Below are 11,978 nucleotides of genomic sequence, written 5' to 3'. Positions count from 1 at the left end.
CCCCGCTTTATACCCCCGCTGGTCGCGCCCCCAAAACCCCCTGTTTCCCCCGGGTGGGCGGGAATGGGGGGGGCGCGTCTCCGGGGCCCCGGGCCCGCAGTTGCCGGCCCTTCGATCGCCTCACCCCGAAACGCGTCCGTCCATTCAGCCTTCAGGAGCCGCCACCATGTCTCAACCTCGTGCTATCCCCACCATCACCGCCGCCCTCGCTTCGTTACTGAGCCTAGCCAGCGTGCAGGTCAACGCCGACAACGACAGGCGCCGCTCGGAGGTTCAGGACGTCGATGTCAGGATTACCAACCTGACCCAAGGGACCCTCTTCACACCCGCCCTCGTCGTCGCGCATCGCCGGGCATCCGACGTACTCTTCACCCCGGGCGGTGCCCCGAGCGACGCGCTTGCGGCCTTGGCCGAGGGTGGCGACACGGAGCCGCTACGCGATCTGCTGGAATCCGATGACCGAGTCTGGAGCACAGCTGAGGCGGACGCACCCCTGGGGCCGGGCGAGTCAGTCACCATTCGCCTCGCGGCGGTTCCCGCCCGGAGCGCCGTCTCGCTTGCCGCCATGCTGCTGCCGACTAATGACGGCTTTGTCGCGGTGCAGGGACTGAGGATCCCCAGCGGTCGCTTCGCCTCATCGACATGGGCAGAGGGATATGATGCAGGCAGCGAGCCCAATGACGAGCTGTGCGCCAACATTCCTGGACCGGACTGCAACGGCGTGGGAGGGTCGCCCGACGCCGGCGGTGAGGGGTACGTCCATATCCACTCCGGTATTCACGGGATCGGAGATCTCGAGCCCAGCCTCTACGATTGGAGAAACCCAGTCGCCCGCGTCGAGGTGACGCGCGCGGACTGATTGCTGGCCGGGTGCCCTGGCGGCACCCGTTCTCCCCATCTCTCACGGAGATCGACTGAGCCGAAGGGTCCAGAGCGCGCTCGACAGATCTCGATCGCTTATCCCAGTAGCGGTAGTGTCAGGACGTTGTCGCTCGCAGTTGTCAGCCGGAATGCACTGGCGCGGCCGGCCGCGATCCGGTTTGCGTCTTCTCGGTGATGCCCAAAAAGCGCTCCGCTTGTGATGGCCCGTTTCTCGCCCGACGCCGCGGTATGCGCCGCCGGCCAGCGTCGAGCCGGTCTCGAGCGCACGCGGCGGCGCCGTGAGTGCTTGCCGTTCGCTCTTTTGGAGAGAGACGATGCGCCCAGCCCACTCTGCTCAGCATGACGGCCTCAGCGTGGGTCGACCAGGTCGACTCAGGCCCTTGCTCTCAAGTCTGCGCGTGCAGATCGCAACGGTCTTCCTCGCCTTGGTCGCTGTTTTGAGCGCAGCTGGACTCTACGGGGTTGGCGCCTTGCAGCGCCAACTGACGCATGACGTCCTGGTCGACATGGCCGGCAGGCTCGAGCTAATGGTGGAGCGGATGCATGCGCAAGGCATGAACTACGCGCGGAACGCGCCGCGCGACCACTCCTCCTACTCGCGTGACCTCGAGCTCTACTACCAAGACCTGATCAGCGACGTAGCTGCCGTCGACGCGGTCGTTCAGACCTTCATGAGTGGAGACTTCAAGGCGGCGATGCCCGAGGGGTCACATTGGCTGCGTCCACGCTTGAGCGCCGAGGTCCTGGAGTCCATCGCCGACCTCGAGGATCATTGGGATCGATGGCGCGACAGTTTGAGCGCCGCCTTGGGGGACACGCCCGACCGTCCACGGCTCGAGCAAGCCGCCGCTCATGTTAGCGAGGGTCACGCCGATCTCGTCGCGGCGACGCGGCACTTCGCATCCGCCGTGCGCGCTTGGCGTGATCGCGGATACCGCATCATGACGCGCGGCGTCATCGGCATCGCGGTCCTCACACTGACCTTGGTGCTCGCGCTCCTGGGTCTGCTGCTCTGGAAGGTCCTGACACCATTGCGTACCGCCACGGTCGGCTTCCAGCGGGTCGCGGACGGGGATTTCGGGTATCGACTGCCGGTCCTTGGCGCGACCGAGATCCAGCACCTGACAGGGAGCTTCAACCGCCTGTCAGAGCGTCTCGACCTTTTCTACCAGCTGATGTCCGGCCTGCAGCAAGGTCAGGATCTGGACGACCTGGTGGGACTCCTGGGCAGTCGGTTTGCCGGCCTCCTGGGCTGCGATTGGATCGGCGTGGTCCTCATCGACGATGCACGGGCCAGCGCCCGTGTCGAGACCAGCTGGCTCGACGGCGCACCATTGCCCAAGGACCGTCGGCTGTACCGCTTGCAGGGGACCCTGCTGGAGCAGGTGCTGGCCGACGAGCACCCGCTGCACGTGCAGCAGATGGCCGAAACGGCACGCGACAATCCGGCGTACGAGCTGCTGCGTCACTTGGTTGCCTTGGGGATGCGCGACGCGCTCTTCCTACCGATCACGCCACGCACCCAGAGCCCGGTGCCGGCCGTGGTCGTCTTCGCCAGCCGCGAAGCGGACGGACTCAGTGGCGCACGCCGCGGACTCTTGCACAATAGCGCCCAGATGCTGGTCCAGGCGTTCGGTCGTACCGCACGCTTCGCCGAGCAGGGGCGGCTGGCCGCGATCGGCGAGCTGGTCTCGGGGATCGTCCATGAGCTGCGCACGCCGCTGACCACGGTCTCGATGGCGCTCGCCCACGTCGAGGGGCGTGAGACGGACCCGCGCGCGAAGCGGCGCCTCGCGCTCGGCATGCGCGAGTGCGAGCGCATGCGGCGGCTCCTCGAGGAGATGCTGCTCTATGCCAAACCGCTCAGCTTCGAGCCGCGTGCGCTCGACCCGAGGCCACTCCTCACCGAGGTCATCGGCGAGGCCCGCGAGCGCTGGGAGCATGTCATCGAGATCGAGACCGAAACGCACCGGCCCGAGATCCTGGGCGATCCGGATCGGCTTCGCCAGATCTTCGTCAATCTCACCGAGAATGCTTGCGAGGCCGCCCCCGAGGGCGCCGAGATCACCTGGCGCATCGACACGGATCGGAAGGGGCAGGAGACACGACTCCGCATCCAGAACCCCGGAGAGACGATTCCCGAGCACCTGCTCCCGCGCCTGACCCAGCCCTTCTTCAGCACCAAGTCGGGAGGCACGGGCCTGGGACTGGCGATCGTCCAACGACTGGTGGAGCTGCACGGCGGAAGGCTCGTGATTCGCTCGACGGCACAGGAAGGCACCTGCGTCGAGCTCTACTTCCCCGGTCTGGTCTAGCGGGGACATCGGGCCGCGTCGCGAGCGCCAAAGCGAGATGCGGCGCCCGGCCTCAGGGCTTCGCCCGGCGGTGCGTCGCCAGGGCGTATTTCGCGATCTTCCGATCCAGCGCCGGGCGGGAAATGCCCAAGATCTCACAGGTGCGTCCCTTGTGCCCCTCGGTATGATCGAGCACGCGCTGCACGTGCTCGGCCTCTACCGCGTCCAGGGTGCGCGGGGTGAAGGCGTCCGGCGCGCGGTCATCAGCGGCTCGAGTATCCGTTGGCGTCGCACACTGCGTCCCATCCGGCTGCGGCAGCCCGAGCAGCTCCGGCGTAATCAGGGCGTTGCGCGCCTGCACCAGGGCCTGGGTGAGCAGATTCTCCAGCTCACGGACATTGCCCGGCCAGGCGTAGGCGCAGAGCCGCTCCATGGCGGACGGCGTCAGCCGCGGTCGCGGCAGCTCCAGGCGTTGAGCGATCCGAGCGAGCAATCCGCTCGCCAGCAGCGGAATGTCCTCGCGCCGCTTCCTCAGGGCAGGCATGTCGATCTGGATGACCTTGAGCCGATAGGCCAGATCCTCGCGAAATCGGCCAGCCGCGGCCTCGGCGAGCAAGTCCCGATTCGTCGCAGCGACGATGCGGGCATTGGTGGTGAGCAGCTCGCTGCCGCCGACACGCTCGAAGACACGCTCCTGCAGAACGCGCAGCAGCTTGGCCTGGAGCGTGGGCGCAAGCTCGCCGATCTCATCGAGGAAGAGCGTCCCGTCATGCGCCTGCTCGAGTCGCCCCGCCCGGCGCGCCTGGGCGCCGGTAAAGGCGCCCTTCTCGTGCCCGAACAGCTCGGTCTCGAGCAAGGTCTCCACGATGGCGGCACAGTTGACCGCGACGAAGGGGCCGGTGCGACCGCTGTGCTGGTGGATCAGCCGCGCGACCACCTCCTTGCCAGTGCCGGACTCGCCGCCGATGAGCACGGTCGCCGCGCTGCGCGCGCTCAGCGCGATGGACTTGCTGACCGCGAGCATGGCGTCACTGCGCCCGATGAGGTCGCGCGGGGCGACCTCGGAGTCCGCAAGGCTTGGGGCGGACTCCCGCGCGGCCGCGCGCTCGCGGAGCAGCCCCTCGACCTTCTCCTGCAGCGCGTCCGCCTCGATGGGCTTATGCACGAAGTCCGCGGCGCCCTCTTGGATGGCGGCGATCGCCAGCTCCAGGTCGTGCCGGCCGGTCATCATGACGATGAGGAGGTCCGGGCGGGCCGCGAGCAGCTCACCGATGAGATCGCTCCCGCGTCCGTCCGGCAGCTGCTGATCCAGTAAGACGAGGTCCACCGGTCCCGACTCGACCAGCTCCAAACCGGCTCGGGTGGTCGCAGCCTGACGCACGATGAAGCCCGCGTCCTCGAAATGCATAGCGAGCATCTCGCTCAGGGCGGCATCGTCCTCGATGATGACAAGCTGGGTGCTCATGCAGTCACTCCCGATGGCCCAGACGATAGAGCCCTCATCAAGACTGGCACCCGCCGCGCCCGTCGAGGACGGCACGGCGGGCCATAATGCCGGAATTGGACCTCAGTCAGGCGCGCTTGTCATTACCGGCGATGCCATACCAAAAGGCCAGGGCGAGCAGCACCACCTGAAACTCCATGCCGCCCATCGGATGCGACTCGGTGGCGACGAAGCTCCACTGGCCCCAATGGACCATGAGGATGGCGCCGAGCATGACGGGTGCGATCGCCAGGCCGCCAAGGCGCGTCAGCCAATCGCGCCTCAGGGCGCCGCCGAGGATCAAGGCCAAGCCGCCGCCAACCTCGGCGATAGCCACCAGCGCGGCGATGAAGATCGGAAGCTCCATCATGCCGGCAAAGCCAGCGAGATCGGCGAGCTTACCCATGCCGTGATAGAAGAAGACGGCGGCGACCGCGGCCCTCGGCAGCCAGTGGGCATGAGCGCTCGGACTCCAGATGCGGGTGTGGAGCCGGGTACGGGCGTCGAGCTGAGAAAGTGTCGCGCTGTGCGTAGCAGTGCTCATGAGAATCTCCTTCGTGTCGATGTCAGGCGTTGACTCGAGGCCTCTTGGCCGGGCGCTCACGTGCCCGGCCACAGCGGCGTCCGCTTAGTAGTGCAGGTCAACGTTGGGCTGGAAGCCCTGGTAGATGTCGGGCCGCGGACCACCCTCGGCTGGCGCGGCCTGTCTCGACACATTGAAGAGGTCTCCGTTGCCACTCGCGAGGCCGTGGTAGACGTCGACGCGATCCCCGATTCCTGGCTGGATGGCGACTCGCCCGGCGGTCGGGCCGTGGCGGTCGTAGAGGTCCCCGTTCCCCTCGCCGAAGGTGCCGTACACAGCCCCCGCGAGGGCGTTCGTGGCGGTAAGCGACAGGGTCAAGACGATTGCATACTTGGTCATGTTGCTCTCCTGAGCCAAAGGCTCGTTGGTGTGTCGATCGCGGAGGTGTGACTCATCGCCGCTTGACTCAGGTAAAGCAGCAGGCGTGCCAAGCGGAGTCTTCGCAATAATATCTCTATTAAACAGATACTTGCGTGCTTAGCGAAGATCGAAGGAAGGGCGTCGCGGGCCAGCTTGCAACGTATCGTCGAATCCGGAAAGGTGAAACGATTGAACGCTTCGTTACACCGTCGCGGGTGCTGCCCTCTCGCGCCTTGGGCCTGTCCTGCCATCCGCCGGCTCCTGTGCAGAGTGACGGCCGTCATCGGGCTTTTCGCGCCCCAGCAGATGCCGAAGGCCGCTAGGAGCCTGTCCGACTTGGGCCGAATCGGCTGCGGGAGCGGGACAGCTGTCCCTTTCGCCCCGGTTCTTCGTTACATAGACCCACTATGCGCCTCAAAACCGAAACGAAATGGCCTCGCTCTCCCACTCTCTCGCTGCGATCCCCCTAAGTCGGACAGGCTCCTAGGGCTGGGCCTCGATCGCTCGCAGTCCCGAGTAGCGCAGGTAGGCTCGATCACCGTCCCGGATCGCTCGGACGACCTCGCCGCGGGTGCGTCCGAGCCCGAGGATCACGGCCGCGGTATCCGAGATGGGGTGAAGCGGGACCTCGATCAGCGCGGAGGCCAGAGCTGGCATGCGGTAGCAGAGGTAGGGCCGGCCATCGTAGAGGCGCAGGCTGACTGCCTCGACGGGAAAGCCCGGGTCCGCGTTCACCACCCGATAGTCGCCCAGGCGTTGCCGCCACGCCTCCGGCAACCGAGGTGGCGGCGCCTTGTCGCCGAGGACGAGATCACGGCCGTTACCGCGGGCAATGAGGAGTGCGCGCTCGCCGCGGCGTTGTGTCCGCAGGCTCAAGTCGCCCAGTGGACGCAACGCTGGCGGCAGCCTCGCCCGGTCCTTCTCGGCGATGCGCAGCGCGCCACCCTCCTGCTCGGTCAGGGCGACACTGGGACCATGCGGTCGCAGGCTGAGCAGGGCGTCATTGGGGCGAAGCGCGATCAGACCTAGGCCGGTCGGATAGTCCCCGGCAATCGGGATCGCGTCGGCGGCAAGCTGGGGTCTGATCGGCGGCGGTAGGAACAGCTCCACGCCGTCCTCGGCGGTCGCGCTGCCCATGGCCTGCGTGAGCAGCGCCCGCGCGAGCTGACTGGACAGATCGCGCCCCGAGTCACTGTTGCAGAGCACCGTGGCTCCGAGCCCAAGCTCGGGAAGCAGAATGCACTCGGCGGAGAACCCCAGCGTCGTGCCGCCGTGCCGGATCAGGCGGCCGCAGCGCGCGAGGCTGTCCTGCTCGAGAAGCCAGCCGAGACCGGTTAGCACCGGCATGTCGCGGGGGTTGTCCGCATTCTGGACGGCAAGCATCGCCTCAATGACGGACGCACTGAGAATCTGCCGGCCCTGGAGCGCGCCGCCGCCCAGGATCAACTGCATGACCTTGGCCATGTCCAGGCAGGTGGTCTCCAGTCCATGCGCCGGCAGATCACGCAGCGGCAAGAGGTCGATCGGCTCGCCATCGCGGTAGCCCGATGCCAGTCGCTTGCCGGGCCTGGCTTGAAACCCCGAGTCCTCCATGCCAAGCGGCGCGAGGACGCAGCGTCGCATATAGGCGGCGAACCGGAGGTCCGAGAGCCGCTCGATGACGAGCCCGAGCAGGCTATAGCCGAGATTGGAGTAGCTGTAGACATGGCCCGGCGGGAAGGCCATATCCTCCTCGCGCAGAGCGGCGAGCAGCGTGTCTAGGGCGGCGTCCGTCCACATCCCGCGATTGAGATCCGTAGGCACCCCGGCATGATGGCACAAGAGGCTGCGTGGGGTTATCCCCTCAAGGGCTTGGGGAAAACGGCTGCGTAGTCTGAGGCCGGGGAGATAGTCGCCGATCGGCGCATCGAGGTCGAGCGCGCCTTGATCGACGAGGCGCATCAGACCGATCGCCGTGAGCGGCTTGGCGAGCGAGGCAGCTCGGTAGAGGGTGTCCGCCGTCGCTGGCCTCGATTCTGCGACGCTTGCCAGGCCGAAGCCTTCCGCCCAAAGGACACGCGTGGGCGTCACGAGCGCAAGGCTCAGGCCGGGGACACGCAAGCGCTTCTGGACATCAAGGATGACCGGGGTCAGCTGGTCGCGAATCCTGCGCGCTTGCGGCCTAACCCAATGGTCCGATGCTGATGCTGGTTGGTCCTCGGCGAGACTCAGTCTGCTCCAGGCCAGGCCCGCGAGCGCTCCACGGATCAGGGTCCCGAGGAAATCGCGCCGACGGTGGCAAGAGGCTTTGGTCATCAGTGTGCGACTCCATGGTGCAGCCGTACCACGTGCGTCCCATAGATCGCGACTCCTTTATGCCGGACGAATTCATGTGGCACTCGCTAAGGCTCTGCGCCGCTTGATGACTGGCTTAAGGCTGCCTCAAGGACGCCAGATACTCCCGTCGGACTCATGCCGCGCGATCCTCGATCAAGTCAGCCTGAGTATTTCTGCTACCACCCGAGTGGATTCAGTGGCAGCTCTTTGACCGAATCTGGTCGTGCCAACGGATTTCACGGTGCGCGAGCGGACAGAAGCCCCGCCCGCGTCGAGATGACCCCGCCAAGGCTGCGCGTCGCGGTGCCGTCGAAGCTGCGTTTGATCGGGGTCGCGATGACGCCGGTGAGATCGTCACGGCTGCGCAGATGCAGGTAATGGCGCGGGTTGGTCGGCACCAGATCCACTTGGCCTTGGTGAACGGCCGGCGCGAGAAGGTCCGGCGGCAACGCCATGAGTTCCACGCGGGGTCCGGCAGGCGCTCGCTCAAATAGTCCGCCAAGCGCTGAAAGCTGCGCTGCATCACATCCGGCGAGCGATACGCATAGACGCCGAGCGTGAGGACAGGATGCGCCTGCGCGCAGATCGGCATCGCACACATCAGAGGCACCCGCAGGAAGGGCGCTCGGCGACTCATAGGCTGCTATTCGGCGTGAATCCAAGGGATCGGTCATCCACCAGGGCACAATTATGATACAGCCCAGACGGAGGTCGCGATGCAAGCATGGGCCGAGCGGGTGACCACAACTGATAGCTGACATGGCTGGAACGAGGCACGAGATCCAACGAAAGGGTGCATGCTGGGCCTCCTAACGCCGGCCCGACCTACAGCAGCTGGCCGGCGCGCATCACCTTTGTTCGCACCCTGACTCTGACGGGGGCCGCCGAGCTCGACGTGCCTTCGCCGCGAGAGGAAGCCGCCCTCGAGCCCCAATGCAGAGCCTGCCGAAAACACTGAATCGCCGGACCTTCTTGGAGCGCCTGGTGTCGAGCACGGCCGCGATTGCGGTCTGTCCAGAGGCGTCCCCTGGCGCGCCGCCGCACCGCCTGCCCCCCGCGCGGCACGGATTCGCGAGGCGCTGGTGCCCATGATCAGCGCTGCCCAGGCCCGTTTCGCCGTCCCGGGCTTGAGTCTGGCGCTGGTCACGCCTGCGCGCACCCTCTGGGCCGAGGGTCCCGGCCTGGCAAGGGCTGCCGAGGCAGTCCCGGCGAGCCCGGCCAGGGTCTATCGGGCCGCCTCGCCCACCAAGCCGCTCACCTCAGCGGGCGCCATGCAGCAGCTTGCCGATGCTGGCTTGCGCAGGGTCTGGCGACTGAGCCTCAGTGCGTCCGCCAAACGCGTCCACTTGACCGCCTTGGCTGCGCTTGTGTCGCCTATCCTCTCAGGTGGCCGTTGCGACCACGGACTGAATGGGCCTTGCCACGCTCTGCTCGAGCGCCGCGAGCCGGGAGACGATCTCACCCGAAAGGCCGTCGAGCCTTTCGAACCGCTCCTCCGCCGCCTCGTGGTCGCCGCTGCCCTTGAGCGCGACGATCTCCGCGATGGTTTCATGCAAGGCCGCGTGGGGCTCCTCCAGGGCGCGCATCCCCTCGAGGTGGCCGAACTGCTCGAGGCCCGGACCATAGTACCAGCGCCCGAGCATGCACTCGCGGTGGGACATGACCTCGGATTCGCTCAGGGAGCCCCTGCCGTCGAGGTAGGAGCGCACGCGAGCGCGCCAGGCCAGGTGGGCGCTCTTGGCCGCCTCGAAGTCCAAGGCATCGTCGTCGGCGAGCTTGAAACGCCCGACCAGTGCCTGGAGCTCCGCTGCGAAGTCTCCGAGCTCGGCGGCGATACTGCTGGTGTGCTGGGCCTCTTCCGCTGTCTTGCCGCTGCTTTGGGAGACCTTCTCGACGCTCTGTCGGATGTGCTCGGCGCTTCCACGCTGCTGCTCGGCGGATGCGGCGATCGTCTCGTTCGATGCCTGCAGGGTCGCGACGTTCTCGGCGATCTCGGTGAGCACGCGAAGCGCCTCCTCGGATTGGCCGACGCTCCCCTGCGCCATCTGATGGCCCTCGATCATCCGGGTCTTGGTTTCATGGGCGCTGGCTTGCAGGCGGTCGATCATCTCCGCGATCTCGACCGTGGACTCGCGTGTGCGGTTCGCTAGACTGCGGACCTCGCTCGCGACCACGGCGAAACCGCGGCCCGTGTCGCCGGCACGGGCCGCCTCAATGGCGGCATTCAACGCGAGCAGGTTGGTTTGGTCGGCGATACCCCGGATGACATCGATGACCTTGCCGATGGTCTGCGCCTCGTCGTCGAGCTGGGAGATGGAGCCCGCAGCGTCGGTCAGCTTCTGCCCGAGCTGGGTGATCCCAGAGGCCGCCGCCTCGACGACCGAGCGGCCGGAGGTGGTGTTGTCCGCGGCCCGTGCCGCGCTCGTGGCGCCCTCGGCCGCCAGCCGCGCGGTCTCGTCGATCGAGCTCGCCATCTCCTGCATCTCGCCCGCGAGTCGATCCGCGTCCGCGTGCTGAGCGATGACCCTGCTCGCGATGCTCCCGGCGTTCTCCGTGGTCGTCACCACGGACGCGATGACCGCATTGGTGGAGCGTGCGGTCGCCTTCACGAGCCCATGAATCCGCTCCGCGAAGGCATTGAAATTGTCGACCAGCTGGCCGAGCTCGTCCCGCGACGCGCGCTCGAGGCGACGGGTGAGGTCGCCGTCGCCACCGGCCACCTGCGCCATGGCGTCCGAGGCGGCACGGATCGGTCCGGCGATCATGCGACCGAAGCCCCAGCCCACCAAGGCGGTGATGAGAACTCCGGCGAGCGTCAGTCCCAGCACCCAGTGAGACGCGACCCGAGCGCTGGTCTGCAGGGCCTCGTTGGCGTCCTTGATCCGTGTCTCCTGGGTCTTCGCGAGCCGATGCATCTCCGTCTCGACGCGAGACAGCAAGGGCAGGACCTCGTTCTTGACGAGCCAGGCATCCGTCTTCCAGCGCTCTGAGCCATGCAGCTTCAGCAGCTCTTGGTACGCGGATTTGAACTGGTCCAGGGTTGTGACGAAACGATCGAGGTAGTCGGCCTGCTCGAATGAAAGCAGGTCCTCGGAGTCCTGGAGCCGGGAGACCAGCTGATCGATCTGCCCTAGAAACAGCTGATTGTTCGCTAGCTCGGTGTCATTCCTGAACGCCAGGTAGCCACGTATTCCCCGCATGATATTGCTGACGCTGTAGCGGAGCTCGGCGATCGCGCGCAGCAGCTCGTGGGCGGTCTCCGAGTCCTGCAGGTCGATGTCGCTGCGCAACATCTCCGAGCTGAACTGCACCAGATCTCGGGTGAGCGGATTGATCTGGGCGTTCGCGAAGGCGATGCCAGGGAAGTTGGCCTCGAAGCTCTGGGTGGTGGACATCACCTCCGCGCTGACGCGGCTGACCTCCTCGATCTCCCGGCCCAGCCGGCTCAAGTCCTCCGCGAGTGACAGGTCCCGGTCCGCGCCCACCAGCCGCTGCACTGTCGCGAGCGATGCACTGGCGGTCTCGATCTGCTCCCTCAGCGTCTCTTGAAGAGCGGGATCGTGCGTGATGACGAAGTAGCCAAGCGCGCTCGCCGCTTGCTCGAGCGCGGCGCTCGAATCCTTCAAGGCCATGGTCGCGGGCTGCTGGGTTTGCACCAGGCTGTCGAGTGTCGTGCGCACCTCGCCGAACCGCACCAAGGCGAGGGCGCTCACGAAGACAAGCACCAGCACGACGATGCTGAAACCAGCGTAAAGCTTCTGACCGATAGAGAGCTGTCTGACAAGCATAGCCAACCTTTAATTAGAAGTTAATGATTTTTAAATATTTTAACTTTCCACCGAGACTCAAAATCGAATGACTACTACTCTAGACTCTGGTCGCTCGCGGCATTAGAGCGAAATGAGATGTCAGGCAAGGGGAACGCCGTCACAGAATAGCGTGAGCGCTCCTTCCGCACCTTGCAATGCGTTGACAGGAGCCGCTATACTTCATATAGGCACAAGATCACATTTCTTGAATGCCTGAAAATTCAACGTGAGCAATGAATCGAGTTCTTTCT

General features: G+C 66.1%; 8 protein-coding genes. 2 read left to right on the top strand and 6 right to left on the bottom strand.

Annotation, left to right across the window (positions count from 1 at the left end):
* Positions 1-166: 166 nt before the first annotated feature.
* Positions 167-859: a spondin domain-containing protein gene (locus tag G3446_RS24080; protein ID WP_164456117.1), complete on the top strand. Its 693-nt coding sequence runs from the start codon at positions 167-169 to the stop codon at positions 857-859.
* Positions 860-1,196: 337 nt separating this feature from the next.
* Positions 1,197-3,197, top strand: a complete 2,001-nt coding sequence (locus G3446_RS24075; protein WP_164456116.1) for a sensor histidine kinase — start codon at positions 1,197-1,199, stop codon at positions 3,195-3,197.
* Positions 3,198-3,249: 52 nt separating this feature from the next.
* Here G3446_RS24075 and G3446_RS24070 read toward each other — a convergent pair whose 3' ends face one another.
* The 6 genes from G3446_RS24070 to G3446_RS24040 all read right to left on the bottom strand — a co-directional run bounded on the left by G3446_RS24070 (position 3,250) and on the right by G3446_RS24040 (position 11,706).
* Complete coding sequence (locus G3446_RS24070; protein WP_164456114.1) at positions 3,250-4,641, bottom strand: sigma-54-dependent transcriptional regulator; 1,392 nt, start codon at positions 4,639-4,641, stop codon at positions 3,250-3,252.
* Positions 4,642-4,747: 106 nt separating this feature from the next.
* Positions 4,748-5,203, bottom strand: a complete 456-nt coding sequence (locus tag G3446_RS24065) for a DoxX family protein (protein WP_164456112.1) — start codon at positions 5,201-5,203, stop codon at positions 4,748-4,750.
* 84 nt (positions 5,204-5,287) lie between these two features.
* The gene (locus tag G3446_RS24060) at positions 5,288-5,581 is read right to left on the bottom strand and encodes a hypothetical protein (RefSeq protein ID WP_164456110.1); all 294 of its coding nucleotides are present in this window, start codon (positions 5,579-5,581) and stop codon (positions 5,288-5,290) included.
* A gap of 504 nt (positions 5,582-6,085) precedes the next feature.
* The gene (locus G3446_RS24055) at positions 6,086-7,897 is read right to left on the bottom strand and encodes a serine hydrolase domain-containing protein (RefSeq protein ID WP_164456108.1); all 1,812 of its coding nucleotides are present in this window, start codon (positions 7,895-7,897) and stop codon (positions 6,086-6,088) included.
* A gap of 257 nt (positions 7,898-8,154) precedes the next feature.
* Complete coding sequence (locus tag G3446_RS24050) at positions 8,155-8,382, bottom strand: hypothetical protein (RefSeq protein WP_164456106.1); 228 nt, start codon at positions 8,380-8,382, stop codon at positions 8,155-8,157.
* Positions 8,383-9,300: 918 nt separating this feature from the next.
* Complete coding sequence (locus tag G3446_RS24040) at positions 9,301-11,706, bottom strand: methyl-accepting chemotaxis protein (RefSeq protein WP_164456105.1); 2,406 nt, start codon at positions 11,704-11,706, stop codon at positions 9,301-9,303.
* Positions 11,707-11,978 lie beyond the last annotated feature (272 nt).

The organism is Thiorhodococcus minor, assembly GCF_010820565.1.
GTDB classification, from domain to species: Bacteria; Pseudomonadota; Gammaproteobacteria; order Chromatiales; family Chromatiaceae; genus Thiorhodococcus; species Thiorhodococcus minor.
Note: the sequence above shows the minus strand (reverse complement) of the source record. Positions and strands in the feature narration are given on the sequence as shown.